General features: G+C 65.3%; 11 protein-coding genes and 1 tRNA gene. 5 read left to right on the plus strand and 7 right to left on the minus strand.

Annotated elements, in window-relative coordinates; translation table 11 throughout:
• The first annotated feature begins 69 nt into the window (after window positions 1-69).
• The 4 genes from IWH25_RS14240 (at window position 70) to IWH25_RS14255 (ending at window position 10,401) form a co-directional block, all read left to right on the plus strand.
• Window positions 70-6,030: a retention module-containing protein gene (locus IWH25_RS14240; RefSeq protein WP_203386435.1), complete on the plus strand. Its 5,961-nt coding sequence runs from the start codon at window positions 70-72 to the stop codon at window positions 6,028-6,030.
• A 201-nt stretch (window positions 6,031-6,231) separates the two neighbouring features.
• Window positions 6,232-7,566 (plus strand): TolC family outer membrane protein, encoded by a 1,335-nt coding sequence (locus IWH25_RS14245; protein WP_203386436.1) that lies wholly within the window; start codon window positions 6,232-6,234, stop codon window positions 7,564-7,566.
• 137 nt (window positions 7,567-7,703) lie between these two features.
• Window positions 7,704-8,381, plus strand: a complete 678-nt coding sequence (locus tag IWH25_RS14250; RefSeq protein WP_203386437.1) for a transglutaminase-like cysteine peptidase — start codon at window positions 7,704-7,706, stop codon at window positions 8,379-8,381.
• A 52-nt stretch (window positions 8,382-8,433) separates the two neighbouring features.
• Window positions 8,434-10,401 (plus strand): bifunctional diguanylate cyclase/phosphodiesterase, encoded by a 1,968-nt coding sequence (locus tag IWH25_RS14255; protein WP_203386438.1) that lies wholly within the window; start codon window positions 8,434-8,436, stop codon window positions 10,399-10,401.
• 89 nt (window positions 10,402-10,490) lie between these two features.
• Here IWH25_RS14255 and IWH25_RS14260 read toward each other — a convergent pair whose 3' ends face one another.
• The 3 genes from IWH25_RS14260 to IWH25_RS14270 all read right to left on the minus strand — a co-directional run bounded on the left by IWH25_RS14260 (window position 10,491) and on the right by IWH25_RS14270 (window position 15,075).
• The gene (locus IWH25_RS14260) at window positions 10,491-11,882 is read right to left on the minus strand and encodes an HlyD family type I secretion periplasmic adaptor subunit (RefSeq protein WP_203386439.1); all 1,392 of its coding nucleotides are present in this window, start codon (window positions 11,880-11,882) and stop codon (window positions 10,491-10,493) included.
• Window positions 11,875-14,040, minus strand: coding sequence for a type I secretion system permease/ATPase (locus IWH25_RS14265; protein ID WP_203386440.1), 2,166 nt, complete (start codon window positions 14,038-14,040; stop codon window positions 11,875-11,877). The genes IWH25_RS14260 and IWH25_RS14265 overlap by 8 nt, the downstream gene beginning before the upstream one ends.
• A gap of 138 nt (window positions 14,041-14,178) precedes the next feature.
• Complete coding sequence (locus IWH25_RS14270; protein ID WP_203386441.1) at window positions 14,179-15,075, minus strand: lytic transglycosylase domain-containing protein; 897 nt, start codon at window positions 15,073-15,075, stop codon at window positions 14,179-14,181.
• 165 nt (window positions 15,076-15,240) lie between these two features.
• Between IWH25_RS14270 and IWH25_RS14275 the strand changes: the two genes are divergently transcribed.
• Window positions 15,241-15,324: transfer RNA gene (locus tag IWH25_RS14275), tRNA-Leu, on the plus strand.
• 5 nt (window positions 15,325-15,329) lie between these two features.
• On the opposite strand, the gene IWH25_RS14280 is transcribed toward IWH25_RS14275, so the two are convergent.
• The 4 genes from IWH25_RS14280 to IWH25_RS14295 are packed head-to-tail and all read right to left on the minus strand — an operon-like array spanning window position 15,330 to window position 20,314.
• The gene (locus IWH25_RS14280) at window positions 15,330-16,943 is read right to left on the minus strand and encodes a LytR C-terminal domain-containing protein (protein ID WP_203386442.1); all 1,614 of its coding nucleotides are present in this window, start codon (window positions 16,941-16,943) and stop codon (window positions 15,330-15,332) included.
• 26 nt (window positions 16,944-16,969) lie between these two features.
• On the minus strand, window positions 16,970-17,926 hold the full coding sequence (locus tag IWH25_RS14285) for a type II secretion system F family protein (protein ID WP_203386443.1): 957 nt from the start codon (window positions 17,924-17,926) through the stop codon (window positions 16,970-16,972).
• A gap of 33 nt (window positions 17,927-17,959) precedes the next feature.
• Window positions 17,960-18,937 (minus strand): type II secretion system F family protein, encoded by a 978-nt coding sequence (locus IWH25_RS14290; protein WP_203386444.1) that lies wholly within the window; start codon window positions 18,935-18,937, stop codon window positions 17,960-17,962.
• Window positions 18,938-18,964: 27 nt separating this feature from the next.
• Window positions 18,965-20,314 carry a TadA family conjugal transfer-associated ATPase gene (locus IWH25_RS14295; protein ID WP_203386445.1) on the minus strand — a complete coding sequence of 450 codons (1,350 nt, stop codon included), beginning with the start codon at window positions 20,312-20,314 and terminating at the stop codon, window positions 18,965-18,967.
• Between the last annotated feature and the right edge of the window lie 6 nt (window positions 20,315-20,320).

Below are 20,320 nucleotides of genomic sequence, written 5' to 3' on the forward strand. Positions count from 1 at the left end.
GGTCGAATACCCCTACTCCCCTCGGGGGCCTAAGCTGGAGGCGTACCGATTCATTTCCGGGAGACCATCATGGCAACCACCAGCTCCTCCACCGTCAAGTCCGTCGCCGCCGGCACGAAGATTTCTTCGATCGGCACCGTCAAGTCGATCGTCGGCACGGTGACGGCCACCGACGCCAACGGCGTCACCCGCACCCTGCAGGTGGGCGACAAGGTCTTCGCCAACGACGTCATCCAGACCTCCGCCGCCGGCGCGATCCTGATCGAGTTCCTCAACGGCAAGTTCATGGACCTCGGCCGCGACTCCAAGATCGCCCTCGACAGCGACGTCTTCAACCCGGCCGAAGCCGGCGCAGCGCAGTCCGACATCGCCGCCATCCAGGCGCAGATCGCCGCCGGCGCCGACCCGACCCAGATCACCGAAGCCACCGCAGCCGGCGCCGGCGGCGGTGAAGAGGGCGGCGCGAGCTTCGTCGTGGTCGACCAGGCGGCACCGCAAGGCCTGGTGACCAGCGGCTTCCCGACCGGGCCGATCTCGACCAGCTTCGAGCAGCCGACGGGTGAGCTGCCGTTTGTCGAACCGGAACCCGTCATCCCGACGAATACGCCCCCGACCGTGGGCAGCGGCAGCGCAACGGTATCCGAAGAAGGATTGCCGGAGCGCGGAATTCCGGACGACGTCGGTGTCAATGACACCACCGACGAAATCGTTGCAACCGGGCAGATTCCGATCAGCGATGCCAATGGCGATCCGCTGACCGTCACCCTGAGCGCCCCCACCGATCCGCTGGCTTCCGGCGGGCAACCGATCACGTGGTCCGGCGACGGAACCCCTGGCAACCCGCTGGTCGGCTCGATCGCCGTCGGCGAAGGCGAGACGATCCCGATCATCGAAATCGAAATCGATGGCAGTGGCAACTACACCGTCACCCTGCTCGGCTCGATCGACCATCTCGATGATTCGGTCGAAGATCAGACTTCGTTCACCGTCGGCGTGAACGTCTCCGACGGCAGCGAAACCGTTACCGGTTCCCTGCTGGTGACGATTGAAGACGACGGCCCGACACTCATGGTTCGTACCGACGTATCCGAGTCCGACCAGGAAGCTCTGATGGTCAATGTCGATGAAACCGTCGGCGACGAACGCCTGGCGGACGGCGAGATCGATACCGACGGCAATACCGACGACGCCCCCGATGTGCTGGGTCAGGTCACCACCGAACTCGAAGGCGGCCTGCTCAGCCTGTTCGCGGCGCTCGGCGGGGACTACGGAGCCGATGGTCCTGGCAGCACGAGTGATGGCTCGTTCAGCTTCGTCGGCTTCCCGGACAGTGGCGAACTGGCAACCACGCTGGAAGCGATCGAGGGTGGCGCAATCACCCTGGTACGCACCAGCGACACGCTGCTGACCGGCGAGGATGAAGACGGCGACGCCGTGTTCACGATCGAGATCGTGAACGTCGGCACCGACGACGCTCCGGTCTATCAGCTGCAGACCACCCTCAACGAGGCGCTGGTGCACACCGATGATCCGGATCTCTTCGACGAGGCGGTGCAACTGCTGCTGGCCGAAGACGGCGCCGTGCAACTGCAATACGAGGTCACCCGCGAGGACGCGGACGGCGACACCGTCACCGACTCGGCCACGGTCGATCTGATCAGCCGCAGCACCGACGGCGAGGAAGTCAGCAACACCAGCTACTTCAGCTTCGACGACGATGGCCCGACGCTGACGGTCGAAGCCAATCCTGAAGCCGATCTCGATGCGCTGATGGTCAATGTCGATGAAACCGTCGGCGACGAACGCCTGGCCGAGGGCGAGATCGATACCGACGGCAATACCGATGACGCCCCCGATGTGCTGGGCCAGGTCACCACCGAACTGGAAGGCGGCCTGCTCAGCCTGTTCGCGGCGCTGGGCGGGGACTTCGGTTCCGACGGCCCGGGCAGCGACAGCGGTTCGTTCAGCTTCGCTGGCTTCCCGGACAGTGGCGAACTGGCAACCACGCTGGAAGCGATCGAGGGTGGCGCAATCACCCTGGTACGCACCAGCGACACGCTGCTGACCGGCGAGGATGAAGACGGCGACGCCGTGTTCACGATCGAGATCGTGAACGTCGGCACCGACGACGCTCCGGTCTATCAGCTGCAGACCACCCTCAACGAGGCGCTGGTGCACACCGATGATCCGGATCTCTTCGACGAGGCGGTGCAACTGCTGCTGGCCGAAGACGGCGCCGTGCAACTGCAATACGAGGTCACCCGCGAGGACGCGGACGGCGACACCGTCACCGACTCGGCCACGGTCGATCTGATCAGCCGCAGCACCGACGGCGAGGAAGTCAGCAACACCAGCTACTTCAGCTTCGACGACGATGGCCCGACGCTGACGGTCGAAGCCAATCCTGAAGCCGATCTCGATGCGCTGATGGTCAATGTCGATGAAACCGTCGGCGACGAACGCCTGGCCGAGGGCGAGATCGATACCGACGGCAATACCGATGACGCCCCCGATGTGCTGGGCCAGGTCACCACCGAACTGGAAGGCGGCCTGCTCAGCCTGTTCGCGGCGCTGGGCGGGGACTTCGGTTCCGACGGCCCGGGCAGCGACAGCGGTTCGTTCAGCTTCGTCGGCTTCCCGGACAGTGGCGAACTGGCAACCACGCTGGAAGCGATCGAGGGTGGCGCAATCACCCTGGTACGCACCAGCGACACGCTGCTGACCGGCGAGGATGAAGACGGCGACGCCGTGTTCACGATCGAGATCGTGAACGTCGGCACCGACGACGCTCCGGTCTATCAGCTGCAGACCACCCTCAACGAGGCGCTGGTGCACACCGATGATCCGGATCTCTTCGACGAGGCGGTGCAACTGCTGCTGGCCGAAGACGGCGCCGTGCAACTGCAATACGAGGTCACCCGCGAGGACGCGGACGGCGACACCGTCACCGACTCGGCCACGGTCGATCTGATCAGCCGCAGCACCGACGGCGAGGAAGTCAGCAACACCAGCTACTTCAGCTTCGACGACGATGGCCCGACGCTGACGGTCGAAGCCAATCCTGAAGCCGATCTCGATGCGCTGATGGTCAATGTCGATGAAACCGTCGGCGACGAACGCCTGGCCGAGGGCGAGATCGATACCGACGGCAATACCGATGACGCCCCCGATGTGCTGGGCCAGGTCACCACCGAACTGGAAGGCGGCCTGCTCAGCCTGTTCGCGGCGCTGGGCGGGGACTTCGGTTCCGACGGCCCGGGCAGCGACAGCGGTTCGTTCAGCTTCGCTGGCTTCCCGGACAGTGGCGAACTGGCAACCACGCTGGAAGCGATCGAGGGTGGCGCAATCACCCTGGTACGCACCAGCGACACGCTGCTGACCGGCGAGGATGAAGACGGCGACGCCGTGTTCACGATCGAGATCGTGAACGTCGGCACCGACGACGCTCCGGTCTATCAGCTGCAGACCACCCTCAACGAGGCGCTGGTGCACACCGATGATCCGGATCTCTTCGACGAGGCGGTGCAACTGCTGCTGGCCGAAGACGGCGCCGTGCAACTGCAATACGAGGTCACCCGCGAGGACGCGGACGGCGACACCGTCACCGACTCGGCCACGGTCGATCTGATCAGCCGCAGCACCGACGGCGAGGAAGTCAGCAACACCAGCTACTTCAGCTTCGACGACGATGGCCCGACGCTGACGGTCGAAGCCAATCCTGAAGCCGATCTCGATGCGCTGATGGTCAATGTCGATGAAACCGTCGGCGACGAACGCCTGGCCGAGGGCGAGATCGATACCGACGGCAATACCGATGACGCCCCCGATGTGCTGGGCCAGGTCACCACCGAACTGGAAGGCGGCCTGCTCAGCCTGTTCGCGGCGCTGGGCGGGGACTTCGGTTCCGACGGCCCGGGCAGCGACAGCGGTTCGTTCAGCTTCGCTGGCTTCCCGGACAGTGGCGAACTGGCAACCACGCTGGAAGCGATCGAGGGTGGCGCAATCACCCTGGTACGCACCAGCGACACGCTGCTGACCGGCGAGGATGAAGACGGCGACGCCGTGTTCACGATCGAGATCGTGAATGTCGGCACCGACGACGCTCCGGTATATCAGCTGCAGACCACCCTCAACGAAGCCCTGGTGCATCCCGACAACGCGACCTTCGACGAAGCCGTGTCGCTCTGGCTGGCCGAAGACGGCGCCGTCCAGCTGCAGTACGAGGTCACCCGCGAGGATGCGGACGGCGACACCGTCACCGACTCGGCCACGGTCGACCTGATCAGCCGCAGCACCGATGGCGAGGAAGTCAGCAACACCAGCTACTTCAGCTTCGACGACGACGGCCCGACCGACTTCTACCCTGACACCATCTACACCGTCCTCGGTGTCGAAAGCCCACTGCCGGAACCGGTCACCATCCAATCCGGGCTCAACTTTGCGATGGCGGCGGGAAGCGATGGCGTCGGTACCGCAAACTTCAACTTCAACCTGGAGACTGAGGAGAGCCAGCCGTTCCTGGATGCTGATGGCAAGCAGCTTTACATGAATAACGAGGAGTTGTTCATCTCCTACGACCCCGATTTCGATGACCACCAGCACATCATCGTCAAGACCGAAGACGGTAACGTGGCAATGACCGGTGAAATCAACGCCGACGGTGACGTCGTCATCACGATGTTCTCGGGCACGTTCATCAGCAATACGAAGATCACGACGGTCACCGATCTTGCCGGTATCGGCGGTGGCGACGTGCCGTTCAAGGGTTTGAATATCGGGACCAAACAGGATCCCGATCCAGACGGTACCAACGACGTTCTGGTGTCGTCCGCAATCAGGCCACTGGGCGACGGCGACGAAGGAAGCGTTAACAGCAACGCCAATGAACTGGGGGTTGGCGAGGGCAACGAGCTGTCGAACGGCGAAATCATCCGCTACGACCTGGTCACCGGCCTTTCAGTGAATAACCAGCAGAACAACGAAAGCTACAGTTTCACCGGCTACCAGCAAACCTTTGCGTTCAAGCAAACGATCGTAGTTGCGGGCGAAAGCAAGGATGCCGACTTCAAACTGCGCATCTATAACGAAAGCGGTAGCGCCACCAACCAGGACGTGACGCTGGTCGGCACCTCTCTGTCGACCGAGCAGCGGATGCTGACGCCAGAAGAGATCATCATCCGTGATGGCGATGGTGTCATACAGGACAACGACCTCCATGTCGCACAGGATGGAAGTGGGCTGATTCTGTACGACATCGGCAATGACTGGACCTTCGAGATCAAGAGCGTCGACGCAACGGATACCCCGGAAGCGTTCAATGTGGTTGAAATCGAAGCCATCGAAGCTGAGATGGTCGACGGAACCCTTGTCCTTAGCGACGAAACGACGACCAGCTTCAAATTGGGTGAGTTCTCCTACGGCGAGGACACCGAACTTTCGCCGGTGACGATCGAGCTTCCCGTCATCGCTACCGACGGCGATGGCGACGCGGTTACCAGCGATGTGCAACTAGTGGTTTATCCCGACACCATCAGCATGGTCGGCACCGATTCCGGCGAAACCATGACCGGCGACGCCAACGCCAACTACATGTTCGGCGAAGGCGGCGACGATATCCTGGTCGGCAACGGCGGTGACGACATTCTGTCGGGCGATGGCGGCAACGACACCTTCGTGTTCAACGGGAGCAGCCTCACAGAGGCGGGCAGTGCCACGATCACCGACTTCACACTCGGCGATCCGGCCACCAATCCGGAAGCTGATATCCTCGACATCAGCGATGTCCTGCTTGCTGCGCACGCCTCGGATAGCGACATCCCGACCGATCTGGCGGCGGCGATCAGCGGCGGCTTCCTCAAGGTGGAAGTAGTCGATGGCAACACCGCCCAGATCGTCCTCGATTTCGACGGAAGCAGCGGCGGCACCGGCAGCGTCATCCCGATCGTCACCCTCGACAACCTGAGCGCTGGCTACGATGCGAACACGCTGTTGAGCACCCTGCTCGGCGACGGCGACCACCAGCTGAAGTAATACGCCAACAATTGAGCTTAACCTACTGAACGGAGGGAATTTCCCTCCGTTCCTTTTTTCCAACAAAGCATTCCGTAGGGATAGAAAAAACGACACAAAAATATGGACAGGAAAATCCAAAAGTTGTACAAGAAAGCCTGAAGCATGGCGCCTGCCGGCCCAGACAGGCGAGATCAACAACCGAGGAAGAAGATACCTGCCATGAAAAGTTGGAGCCCCCTGAAGAAGACCGTCATCGCCGCTGCTGTCGCCGCGGCTGTTCATTTCCCCGCGCACGCCCAGTCGCTCAAGGATGCCGTGGAGATGACCATCAAGACCAACCCGGACATCCTCATCGAGAGCAACCAGCGCCTTGCCAACGACGAAGCGGTCAAGGTCGCCCGCGGCGGATTTTTCCCGAAGGTCGACCTGCTCGGCGGCGTCGGCCGCGAGCATAGCGACAACTCGGTCACCAAGGCCGCCGGCTACAACGACGGCCGCACGCTGACCCGCAAGGAAGCCCAGGTCACCCTGACCCAGATGCTGTTCGACGGCTTCGGCGTCAGCAGCGAGGTTGACCGCAACAAGGCGCGCGTCGAATCGGCCGCCTACAAGACCCTCGGCACCGCCGAAGACATCGCGCTGCGCGCCGTCGAGGCCTACCTGAACACGCTGCGCAACCGCGAGCTGGTGGCGATCACCAAGACCAACCTCGACGCGCACCTGAAGGTGCAGGACCAGATCCGCATCCGCTCCGGCGGCGGCGTCGGCCGCAAGTCGGATCAGGAGCAGATCGATGCCCGCGTCGGCCTCGCCAAGGCCAACCTGGTCTCCACCGAGGCCGCGCTGCGCGACGCCGAAACCACCTTCCTGCGCATCGTCGGCGCCAAGCCGGCGTCGCTGGCCCGCCCGTCCGCCCCCGACTCGAAGCTGGTGCCGCGCACCGCCGACGAGACGGTCAATGCCGCGATCGACAACCACCCGATCCTCAAGTCGGCCGGCGCCGACGTGAAGGCGACCGAAGCCCAGCGCGAAGCCGCCAAGTCGTTCATGTGGCCGCGCCTCGACCTCGAGATGGGTGCCGGCAACAACCGCAACCTGGATGGCGTCAAGGGCGAGAACGACGAGCGCTACGCGATGCTGCGCGCGCGCTGGAACGTCTTCAAGGGCGGCTCGGACGTCGCCCGCATCGAGGAAACCACGCACCTGATGCGCGAAGCGACCGAAGTGCAGAACCGCACCCGCCGCCAGGTCGAGGAAAGCACCCGCCTGTCCTACAACGCCCTGATGTCGGCTACGGAACGCCTGCCGGCGCTGAAGGAGCACGCCGACATGAGCGCGGCGACGCGCGACAGCTACGCCCGCCAGTTCAACCTCGGCCAGCGTACCCTGCTCGACCTGCTCGACTCGGAGAACGAGACCTTCACCGCCAACACCAACTACATCAACGGCTCCTATCTCGAACTGTTCGCCCGCTTCCGCCTGCTGAAGGACATGGGGCAACTGCTGAGCTTCCTCGGCGTCGCTGCTCCGGAGGAAGCCAAGCTCGGGAACTGACCTGCCGCAACGGGGCTTGGCATGAGAAATCTGCGACAAGCCTCGACAGGCGGATACCCTTCCCCGTATCCGCCTGAAGCGCAGCAACAGAATCGCGGGGGCTCGCCATGAGCTGCCCGCGATTTTTTTTGCCCCCCATGCCCCTGCACCGTTTGTTCTGCCTCGTCCTTGGCGCCTGGCTGGCGCTGGTCACGACGGCGGCGGTCTATCCCGATTCGACGGCGATCGCGCTCAACGCGCGCCGCCTCGAGGCGGCCGAGAAGAAATTCGGCGTCAAGGCGCGCGAGCGGCTGGAGGCCTGGCAGGCGCTGCTCAACACCGCACGCAACCTGTCCGAGGCCGAGAAGCTGGAGGCCGCCAACGATTTCTTCAACCAGGTTCCCTTCATCTCCGACGCCGAGCACTGGAACGTCAAGGACTACTGGGCGACGCCGAGCGAGATGCTGGCGACCAACGGCGGCGACTGCGAGGACTTCTCGATCGCCAAATACTTCACGCTGGTCGCGCTCGGCGTTCCGGTCGGCAAGCTGCGCATCACCTACGTCAAGGCGGCCAATGTCCGCCCCAGCGACCAGGCGCACATGGTGCTGACCTACTACGCGACCCCCGGCGCCATCCCGCTCGTGCTCGACAACCTGATCCCGGAGATCCGCCCCGCCAGTCGCCGCCCCGACCTGACGCCGGTCTATGCCTTCAACGGCGCCGGCCTGTGGCTGGCCAAGGAGCGCGGCGAAGGCAAGAGCGTCGCCGGCGGCTCGAACAACATCGGCTTCTGGCGCGAACTGAACGCCCGCATGGGCCGGGAGTTCGACTGATGCAAACACTACGTATCGCGCGCGGTGCCCGCCGCATCATGAGGAGAAAAAAATGACACTGCTACGCCAGCTCATCCTCGTCATCGTCATCCTGTTCGTCCTGCTCTTTGCCGGCACCTTCGCGATCAGCGTGCACAACACGCAGACCTATCTCTCCGAGCAGCTGAAAACGATCTCGCAGGATACTGCCACCTCGCTCGGCCTGACGCTGTCGCCGCATTTTGCGGAGAATGAGCTGGTCATCGTCGAGCGCATGGTCGATGCGGTCTTCGACAGCGGCTACTACCGCGAGGTGAAGATCTACGACATCGAAAACCGGCCGCTCGTCGAGCGGGTCGCGCCGACGCGCATCGACGCCGTTCCGGACTGGTTCATCCGCTGGTTCCCGTTGGAAACGCCGCGCGGCGAGGCGCTGATCATGGCCGGCTGGCAGCAGGCGGGCACCATCCAGGTCTCGGCCAGCCCGGGACACGCCTACGTCACGCTGTGGTCGAACAGCATCGAATCGTTCTGGTGGTTCCTCGGCTCGTCGATCGTCACCTTCCTGCTCGGCGTGATCTCGCTGCATTTCGTGCTGCGTCCGCTGCGCGCCGTCGAGGCCCAGGCCAAGGCGATCTGCGATCGCGAGTTCCCGGTACAGACGCGCCGTCCGTGGACGCTGGAACTGCGCAGCGTGGTCGATGCGATGAACCGGATGACGACCAAGGTCCGGGAAATGTTCGAGGAGCAGGCCACGGCGATGGAGCGGATGCGCGCCGAGAATTACCGCGACCACGTCACCGGGCTCGCCAACCGCCGCTATTTCGACATGCAGCTGCGCCACCTGATCGGCCAGGAGGACCGCTTCCTGACCGGCGCGCTGGTCCTGCTCGAGGTCAAGGATCTCAAGCAGCTCAACGAGCAGGAAGGCTTCGCGCGCGTCGACGCCCTGCTCGAAGGCGTCGGCAAGCTGATCCAGGAGCACGGCGACCGCCTGACCGGCATCGACCATTTCGCTGCCCACATCGCCGGCGCCGACTTCGCGATCGTGCTCGCGGACGTCAGTGAGCAGGACGCCGAGGACTTCGTCGAGCAGCTGATGCAGGCCCTGCCGCGCCTGCACGATAACGGCCTGATCAAGACGCTGGACATCGCGCATGCCGGCGTCGCGCTCTATCATGGCCAGAGCGTCGCCGACTTCCTCGCCGAGGCCGATACCGCGCTGCGCGCCGCGCAGACCAAGGGGGCCAACGCGTGGCAGATGCCCAACGGCATCCGCGCGGCGGCGAAAGAGACCCACTCTGCCAGCGAATGGTCGGCAATCCTGCGCCGCATCCTCGACGACCGGCGGGTCGTGCTGTTCACGCAGGCGATCCGCCAGGCCGACAGCGTCGACGCCAACAACCATCACGAGGTGCTGCTGCGGGTGGTCGACGACACGGGTGCGGTCGTCCCGGCCGGCGTCTTCCTGCCGATGGCGAAGCGTCTCGGGCTGGTGCAGGACTTCGACCGCCTGGTCATCCGCGAGGTGATGGAACGGCTGCGCGGCGGCAACCAGCTGGGCGGCCCGATCGCGATCAACCTGTTCCCGAGCTCGATCGGCGACGAAGGATTCGTCGCCTGGCTGGTCGAGGAGCTCCGCCAGCAGCCGGACATCGCACCGCAGCTGATCTTCGAGATCGCCGAGTACGGCGCCGTGGAGAACCTGCCGGCGCTGCGCGACTGGGTCAATCGCATCCGCACCACCGGCGCGCGCACCAGCATCGACCACTTCGGCAAGGGCTTCACCTCGTTCGGCTACCTGTGCGAAACGCGCATCGACTGCCTCAAGATCGACGGCAGCTTCATCGCCGACATCGTGGACAGCAAGGACCATCGCTTCTTCGTCGAGTCGGTGGTCAAGATCGCACACGGCCTCGACATCATCGTCGTCGCCGAAGCGGTGGAGACTGCCGAGATCGCCACGCTGCTCGCCACGCTGGGCATCGATGCGCTGCAGGGCTACGGCATCAGCAAACCGAGCGAGTGGGTGAAGGCGTAGGCGGACAGTAGTTTAGCCAACCCGCCCCCGGCTGATGCAAACCGTCGTCATTCCGGGCGCGCCCCGGAATCCCGACGGGTACTTCTAGCTCAGCGTTCGCGCAGCGCTTCGCTGCGGGCCTTGATGATCGGCTTCAGCAGATAGGACAGCACCGATTTCTCGCCGGTGCGGATATGCACGGTGGTCAGCATGCCGGGGATGATCGGCAGGCGCTCCTTCGAGGCGCCGAAATGGTTGGCCTTGGTACGCACGCGGACGAGGTAGAAGCTCTCGCCCTTGTCGTTGGTGATCGAGTCCGCGGTGATCGTTTCCAGCGTCGCGTCGAGCCCGCCGTAGACCGAGAAATCGTAGGCGGTCACCTTGACCATCGCGCTCTGCCCCGGGCGCAGGAAGCCGACGTCGGAGGGCCGGATCTTCGCCTCGATCAGCAAATTGTCCTCGATCGGGACGATCTCCATCACCTCCATCCCCGGCTGGATGACGCCGCCGACGGTGGTCACCTTGATCGACTTGACGACGCCGGCGACCGGCGAGCGCACCGTGGTCCGCGCCAGACGGTCCTCGGCGGCGACGCTGGAGGCGCTCAGGCTCTCGAACTCGGCACGCGCCTGCGACAGCTCGACGCCGGCGTCCGAGCGGAACTTCGCCTGCGCGCCCTCGAGCTTGCTGTTGGCCTCGTGCAGGCTCGCCTCCATGCGCGGAATCGCCAGCCGCGTCGCGTCCAGCTCGCCGCGGATGTCGTTCGCTTGGCGCTCGAGGCGCAGCAGTTCGACGTCGGAAATCACCTGCTGCTTGGCCATCGGCCGCGTCAATTCGAGTTCGGCGGTGACCAGCCGGAAGCTCTCGGCGAGCTGCTGCGCCCTCGCCCGCTTCTCGACCAGTTCCTGATGCCGCTGCTGCACCTGCTGGCGGAGCACCGACAGCGTCGCTTCGATCTCGGCCTGGCGCGCGTTGTAGAGGGCGAATTCCTCGCGCAGGATCTGCGGGTTCTCCTTCATCACCTCGTTCGGCGCCGAGAAGGGGGCGCCGTTCGCCTCCGCCGTCAGCCGCGCCATCCGCGCCAGCAGCGCGTGGTACTTGGCCTTGGTTTCGCCGAGCGATGAGGAGAAGCGCGTCGGATCGATGTTCAGCACCACCTGGTCGCGCTGGACGACGTCGCCGACCCGCACCGGAATCTTGCTGACGATGCCGCCCTCGAGGTTCTGGATGACCTGCACGTGGCTCGACGGAATGACCTTGCCGTCGCCGACGGTGATTTCCTCGAGGTTGGCCAGCGCCGCCCAGATCAGGAAAGCCAGCAGCAGCGCCAGCGAGCCGCGGACGATCAGGAACGAGGCGCGCGGCGGCCGCATGAAGAACGCCGCCAGGCGGTCGGGCATGAAGCGCGCCTCGGCCCGCTCCTCCGGGGTCGCCGCCGCGCTCGGGAACAGCACGGCATCGAGCCATGCCCTGAATTTTTCGAGCAGTGCCTGCCTAGACACGGATCTTGCCTCCCGACAGCGCTTCCAGCACGTGCTTCTTCTCTCCGTCGGCGACGATGCGTCCGCTGTCGAGGACGATCAGCCGGTCCACCAGGCTCAGCATCGACGCCCGGTGCGTCACCAGGATCATCGTGTGGCGGGCGCTCAGATGCTTCTCCAGCCGGGCCTTGAACAGTTCCTCGCTGCGGTTGTCGAGCGAGTTGGTCGGTTCGTCGAGCAGCAGCAGCGGCGGGTCGCGCATCAGCGCGCGGGCGATCGCGATGGCCTGGCGCTGGCCGCCGGAGAGGCTCTCGCCGCGCTCGCCGATCTGCATGTCGAGTCCCTTCGGATGGCGCCGGACGATGTCCATGACGCCGCCGATCTCGGCCGCGCGCAGCATCGCCTCGTCGTCGACGAAGAGGCCGCCGAGCATCAGGTTCTCGCGCACCGAGCCGGAGAAGAGGAAGACGTCCTGCGGCACGTAGCCGATGTTGTAGCGGATGTCGACCGGGTCCATCTGCTGCAGGTCGATGCCGTCGATCCAGACCGAGCCGGAACCCGGCTGGTAGAGGCCGAGGATCAGCTTCTCGATCGTCGTCTTGCCCGATCCGACGCGGCCGATGATGCCGACCCGCTCGCCGGCCTTGACGCGGAACGAGACGTTGTCGAGCGCGCCGATCTCCTGGCCGGGATAGGAGAACGAGACGCCGCGGAACTCGATGTTGCCCTCGAAGCCGGCGCGGCGGACGAAGCTCTTGCCGGCGGGCCGCTCGACCGGCATCTTCATCATCGCATCGATGCCCTGCAGCGCCACCTTCACCTGGTACATCCGCGTCATCAGCGCCGCGATCTGCGAGAAGGGCATCATCGCCCGCGTTACCAGCAGCGTGCAGGCAATCAGGCCGCCGACCGAGACGTTGCGCTCGCCGATCTGGTAGACGCCGACGATGACGACCAGCACGACCGCCAGGTTCTGCAGGAAGGCGGCCTGGTTGGTGATGACCGCCGACAGCAGCTTGGACGATAGCCCGCGCTCGCCGATCTCGCCGACCGCCTGCTCCCATTTGCGCTGGAAGTAGCCTTCGGCGCCGAGCGACTTCAGCGTATCGACGCCGCCCAGCGTCTCGATCAGCATCGCCTGCTTCTGCGTGGTCGCCTGCATCACCTTGCGCACCAGGTCGGAGAGCGTCGGCTGCAGCAGGACGCCGATGGCGATGGCGACCGGGATCAACACCAGCGGAACGACCACCACCCAGCCGCCGACCCACCAGATGATCAGCAGGAAGAGCACGGCGAATGGCACGTCGATCAAGGTCGAGATCGACGCCGCGGTCATCAGGTCGCGGAAACCTTCGAACTCGTGCAGATGGTTGGCGAGGCTGCCGATCGAGCGTGGGCGGACCGCCGAACGCAGTGCCAGGATGCGCTCGAAGATCGACGACAGCAGGATGACGTCGATCTGCTTGCCGGCGAGATCGAGAAAGTAGCCGCGCAGCCCGCGCATCACGAAGTCGAAGCAGTAGGCGATGAACAGGCCGATCGCCAGCGTCCACAGGGTCTCGTACGCCTCGTTCGGGACCACCCGGTCGTAGACGTTCATGATGAACAGCGGCGTCAGCAGCGCGAAGACGTTGATCAGGAACGAGGCGACCAGCACCTCGCCGTAGATCGGGTAGGCATACCTGAGGACGCCCCAGAACCAGTGCTGCGGCTTGGGCACCGCGGCGTGCGCGGCCTCCTCGGCGTACTTGAAGCCGGGCTTCACGTAGATCACGCTGCCGTCGTAGAGCGCGGCGAGCTTGTCGGCGGACATCACCACTTCGCCACCGGATTCGGGCTGCAGCAGCGTCCAGCTGCTGCGATCCTCGCTGCAGCGGAGCGCGACGCAGGCGCCGCGCGACTTGAGCAGCAGCAACGCCGGCAGCGTGCTCGGCGAGATGTCGTCCAGCCCGCGCAGCATGACCCGCGCCGACATCCCGGCGCGCGCGGCGGCACGGACGAAGAGCTCGGGCGTCAGGCGGCCGTCGACCAGCGGCAGGCCGGATACCAGGGTTTCGGTCGAGAACGGCTGCTGGTAGTAGCGGGTCAGGATCGCCAGGCAGTCAGCCAGCGGATCGTGGGGAAAGATCGCCGAGCGCGGGACTTCCCATTTCTCAGCCGTGCCACTTACCGTGTCCATTCAAGCCCCAGTCAGGATGCCGCGCCAGCTGCCGCCGGCGCCGCTGCGAGAGGTTTCTAGCGGGATACAGATCGCTGTGGATCAGACGCGGACAGGTTATTCCATTCCATTAGGGAAACGCAAACGCTTTTCCATATTTCACTTTGCCGACACAATGGCCGAAGCACCGGCCGCTGCGGCCGGCAGCGCAGCAAGGCTGCGGCCGGAAAAGCCGAGCACGCGGGACACGTAGAGCACCGTCTCCATGTACGGCGGAATGCCGCGATAGCGGTCCACCGCCCCCTCACCGGCGTTGTAGGCGGCGACCATGCGTACCGTGTCGCCCTGGTAGTACTGCTGCAGCCAGCGCAGGTAGGCGAGGCCGCCGCGGATGTTCTGCTCGGCGTCGAACGGCCGCTTCACGTTGAAGCGCTCCGCCGTTTCCGGGATCAGCTGCATCACCCCCATCGCCCGCTTCGGCGAGACTGCCCATGGGTCGAGGTTGGATTCGACCGTGGCGACGGCCAGCGCCAGCCGCGGATCGATGCCGAAACGCGGTGCCAGCTGGCGGATCAGCGCGACGATTTTCCGGCGCGGCGGCGGCAGCCCGGAGACGTAGCGGTCGAGGTCGAAATTCGCCATCTGCAGGATCGCGCCGGTGTCCTCGGCGCAGGCCAGCGACGCCATCGGCAGCTCGTCGTTGAGGCGCTCCAGCGCTTCCCTCGCCTCGTGGTGGCCGAGCTGGCTCGCCGCCGCGAAGAGGCAGGCGGCATAGTTCAGCTGCGCCGGGCCGAAACCCAGCGACAACTGGATGCGGCCGGCGCGATAGAAGCCTTCGGCGCTGCCCAATTTTCCCGCCTGACCGTAGAGCGCGGAAGCGACCAGCGGATTGCGATGCACGCCCAGGCCGGCCTCGCTGGCCCACGCTTGCGCGAGCAGCGCACGCACCTGCGGCGCCTCGCCGTCGTCGGCGACCGGCGCCTGCGTTGCCAGGCAGGAAAGCGCGAGGAAGACGGCAGCAAGAATGCCGCCGGCCGCAAGGATGCCGCGCCACATTCCCCGGGCCGGACGACCGCGAGGAACGGAGAAAGCGAACGGCACCAGGATCATGACGATCCTCCTGCATTCCGCAGCGGGCAATGCCTCCGGCCGGGGGCGGCCGCCCGAAACGGACACGACAAGCTGGTTTCCCGGCAGTCGATCCTCTACAATTCCGGCCGTGCGGACGTGGCGGAATTGGTAGACGCACCAGATTTAGGTTCTGGCGCCCTCGGCGTGAGAGTTCGAGTCTCTCCGTCCGCACCACCCCACTACTGCGCGCCGGCCGCGGCCAGCATCGCCGGCGTCTCGAGATCGCTTCCGTTGAGCGCAAAACTGCGCGGCAGATCGCGACCGAGCACCACGCGCACATCGGCGCGCGGATCTAGCCTCGCCTGATAGATCACCTTCGCCGACTGCGGGAAGCGGCGAGCCAGCGAATTCGCCTGCGGCTCGAAGCCCTCGCGGTACTGCACCACGGTCACCCGCGTGCGGTACGGCTTCTCGTTGGTGACCCGGATCCGGCCGAAGCCCTTGTCGGCCAGCGTGCCGCGCACCCGGCGGGCCATTCCCTCGACACCATTGCCGTTCGACACTTCCAGGCGGAAACGTTCCGTCGGCGTCGCAAGCAGCGGCTGCCCCGGGACCAGCCGCGGGCTGGCCGCTGGCACCGTGGTCGGAATCGTTGCCGGAGCCTCGGCCGGGGTCGGGGTCGCAACCGGGGCCGCAACCGGGGTCGCAACCGGGGTCGCAACCGGGGCCGCAACCGGGGCCGCAACCGGGGCCGCAACCGGGGCCGCAACCGGGGCCGCAACCGGAGCCGCAACCGGAGCCGCAACCGGAGCCGCAATCGGAGCCGCAATCGGAGCCGCAATCGGAGCTGTCACAGGGGCCGTCACAGGGGCTGCAATCGGGGCCGCGACCGGTGTGGCGACCGGCGACGCCATGGGAGTCGCAGCGGCAACCACAGCCGCCGGCCGGATGGTGTCGGCGGCTGTGGCCTTCAGTTCGGCCACCGCGCCCTCCCTGGGCGGCGATGTGCTTACCGTCGATACCGCCGCCTCTGCTGGCACCGGCTGCGATGCCGCAGACGTCTCGCGCACCGCTACCTGCGTAATCTCCGCCTCCCGCGTCGGCACCACGACCTGGACCTCGCTTTCCGAAGCACGCGCCACCACGACGACAACCGCGCCCGGTGCCCCGACATCCTGATAGCTCAAGCGGCTGGCCGAAACCGCAGCGGGGCGCACCGTCGGCTCGACCACCTTCACCGCCGAGCGGGCATCGGCAACCGGCACCGCCGGCAACACGACGACGCCCGTTGTCGCCGAGGGAGCGGCAGCGGGCGGTGTCGCCGCATCGACAGCCGCCATCGCACGCCGCGGCGCAGCGACGATGCCGGCCGCCTCCAGCGCGCTCGCGAGATTGGTGCGCACGCTGCGATTGTTCGGATCGAGGCGCAGCCCTTCTTCGAGGACGAGGATCGCCTCGTCGGTCTTCCCCTGCAACAGCAGGATGCGGCCGAGGTTACCCTGGATATGGGCAGCCTTCGGCGCCGCCTGCGCCGCCGCCCGGAACTCGCTCTCTGCCGCAGCCAGCTGGCCGCGCCCGGCGAGAACGGCACCGAGCGCGTTGTGCGCTTCGGCATGGCCGGCGTCGATCTGCAGCACGCGGCGGAAGGACTGCTCGGCCTGCGCCAGACGCTCCTGTCCCTGATGGTAGCGGCCGAGCTGGTACCAGGCGTCGGCACTGCCCTCACTGCTGACGCGCTGCAGCGGTTTGATGCTGCTGTACCCGCCATAGCCTCCCGAACCGGAACCCGATGCGCAACCGACGACCACGAGCGCGGCCAGGGCCGCCTGCACCGCAACTGACAGTTTGTCCATGATGACCTCCTAGCCCGGAAGTTTCTTCAACGCGCCCCGGCCAAGGTCGGCAGCAGGATGCGGTAGATCTGGATGAAGCCGGGACCGAGCAGCACCAGCAGCATCGTCGGAAAAATGCAGAAGATCAGCGGGAAGAGCAGCTTCAGCGCAATCTTGGCAGCCGCCTCCTCCGCGCGCAGGCGACGCTTCGTGCGCAACGTGTCGGCATGCACGCGTAGCGAATCGGCGATGCTGGTGCCGAAGCGCTCGGCCTGGATCAGCATCGCCACCAGCGTGTCGACATCCTCGACGCCGGTGCGCAGCGCCAGGTTGCGCAAGGCGTTTTCCTTGCTGCTGCCGGCGCGAAGCTCCAGGGTGACCAGGGTCAGTTCTTCGGCGAGCGGCGCACTCTTCAGCCGCATTTCATCCGCCACGCGCTGCAGCGCGGCATCCAGGCCCAGCCCCGCCTCGACGCAGACGGTCAGCAGGTCGAGGGCATCGGGAAACGACTCGAATATCTCCCGCTTCCGCGTTTCGACGAGGTGTGAAAGGACGCCGTTGGGAAGGTAATAGCCGAAGCCGCCGAGCAGCATCAGCAGCAGAAAAACCATCTGCGGCTTGACCGAAGCACCGGAGAGCGTGACGTAGAAGAAGAAAAGCAGCGGCAGGCCGACCGAGAAGATGATCTTTGCGGCGAAGAACAGCGTCGGCGCCGTCTTGCTGCGGAAACCCGCGTTCATGAAGCGGATGCGCAACGCCGACCCTTCCCAGCCGGTTTCCGGCAGCTGCAGCCGAGCGATCGGGCTCGCCGCCTTGACGATACGCTCGATCCACTGGCCCTGCGGCGGTACCTTGGGCACCTCCAGTTCGTTGCCGAGCATCTCGCGCAGCCGCTGACGGACGGGGTTCGGCGTCATCAGCAGCATGACCCCCATCACGACACCGAACACGAAGAGGAAGATCAGGATGAGGAAGATGATCTGCAGGGTGTTCGCGGTATCCATGGTTTGGCCTTTTTCTTCTCTGGCGATCCCGAATCAGACGTGGATGCGGATGATCTTGCGCATCCAGACGAAGCCAACCAGCATCATCATCGCCGCACCGGCGATGAATCTCTGGCCGATCGCATCGGTCCACAACACGCCGATGAAGGCGGGATTGATCAGATAGATGATGAAACCCGTGGCGAATGGCAGCAGGCCGAGAATCCACGCCGAAAGTCGTCCCTCGGCCGAGAGCACGCGAATCTTGCCGAGCAGTTTCAGGCGGTCGCGGATGATGGTGCTGATGTTGTTCAGGATTTCCGACAGGTTGCCGCCGGTTTCGCGCTGGATCAGCACGGCGATGACGAAGTAGCGCAGGTCCATGCTGGGCACCCGCACCGCCAGGTTGGTCAGCGCCGCCTGCATCGAAATGCCATAGTTGACCTCGTCGAAGGCGATGCGGAACTCGTTGGCGATCGGATCGGACATCTCGTCGCCGACCATTTTCAGCGCACTCGGGAAGGCATGCCCCGCACGCAGCGCCCGGCCGATCAGGTCGAGGGCCTCCGGCAGCTGCTCCTCGAACTTTTCGAGCCGCTGCTGGCGCTTGCGCAGCACGTAGAAGAACGGCAGCGACGCCACTGCGGCCCCGACGACAAGCTGGAACAAGAGCGCCGGCGACAGGATGCGGCCGACGACGACGCCGACGACAAAGGCGAGCGCCGACAGCGCGAAGAAGCGGCCGACCGTCCACGGCAATCCCGACTGCTCCAGCAGACGGTCGAGCTGATGCACGCGCGGCACCTGCAGCAGCGCCTTGGCCAGCGCAGGCGCTTCGGCGAGCAAGCGCTGCTTGAGCAGCAGCGGCTGGTCGTCGCCCTTGTGGGCACCGGCCGACATCAGTCGGATGCGCCGGGCGATGCGCTGCGCTTCCGGACCGCGGGTGGTGTTCCACCAGATCAGCACCGCTTCCGCCAGCAGCGTGACGGCGATGAAGATCAGCACGATGAAGAGGTAGAAGAGATAGTCCATGAGCCGGCTCCCGGGTTGTCGCCTCGCCTATTCGAAATGCCGCGACGGATCGAAGAGGTTGTCGGAAACCTGCACGCCGAAGGTGCGCAGGCGCTCGACGAAGCGCGGGCGCACTCCGCTGGCGGCGAAATAGCCTGCCACCCGGCCGGCGCCATCGATGCCGGTCTGGTGGAAGGCGAACACTTCCTGCATCGTGATGACCTCGCCCTCCATGCCGGTGATTTCGTGGATGCTGGTCACCTTGCGCTTGCCGTCAGTCAGCCGCGAGGTCTGCACTACGACCGAGATCGCCGAACTGATCTGCTGCCGCACCACGCGCGACGGCAGGTTCAGCCCGGCCATGCCGACCATGTTCTCGAGGCGGGTCAACGCATCGCGCGCGGTGTTCGCGTGGATCGTCGCCATCGACCCCTCGTGGCCGGTGTTCATCGCCTGCAGCATGTCCATCGCCTCCGGGCCGCGCACCTCGCCGAGGATGATGCGGTCGGGGCGCATGCGCAGCGCGTTGCGTACCAGCGCCCGCTGCGCCACTTCGCCCTTGCCCTCGATGTTCGCCGGCCGCGTTTCGAGACGGACGACGTGCGGCTGCTGCAGCTGAAGCTCAGCGGCATCCTCGATGGTGATGATCCGCTCGTCTTCAGGAATGAAGCCCGACAGGATGTTGAGCAGCGTCGTCTTGCCGCTACCGGTACCGCCCGAGACGAGGATATTCACTTTCGCCTTCGCCAGCCCTTCCAGGATCTCCGCCATCGGCCCCGTCAAGGTCTTGAACTCGATGATGTCGGCCATCGTCAGCGGCGTCACCGAAAAACGCCGGATGGAGAGGATCGGCCCGTCGATCGCCAGCGGCGGGATGATCGCGTTCACCCGCGACCCATCGACGAGGCGGGCGTCGACCATCGGGCTCGATTCGTCGATGCGGCGACCGACGCGGGAGACGATCTTGTCGATGATCTTCATCAGGTGCGCATCGTCGTAGAAGCTGACGTTGGTCTGCTCCAGCTTGCCGCGGCGCTCGACGAAGACCTGGTTGTGCGTGTTCACCAGGATGTCGGAAATGGTCGGGTCGGCGAGCAGCGGCTCCAGCGGTCCCAGGCCGAGCATCTCGTACTGGATGTCGCGGACCAGGTTTTGCCGCTCCGTGGTGTTGAGGACAACGTCACTTTCCTCAAGGAGACGCTCGACCAGATCCTTCAGCTCGTCGCGCAACTGGTCGCTGCCGATCCGCTGCATCCGCTCCAGGTCGACCCGCTCCAGCAGGCTCTGATGCAGGCGCACCTTCAGATCCTGATACGACTTGCTGCCCATGCCGGCACGGTTTTCGCCGGCGCGGCTGCTGCCGCTTTCGAATTCGCTCAGGCGTTCTCTCAGGGACATGACTCG

Source organism: Azospira restricta (genome assembly GCF_016858125.1).
Classification (GTDB): domain Bacteria; phylum Pseudomonadota; class Gammaproteobacteria; order Burkholderiales; family Rhodocyclaceae; genus Proximibacter; species Proximibacter restrictus.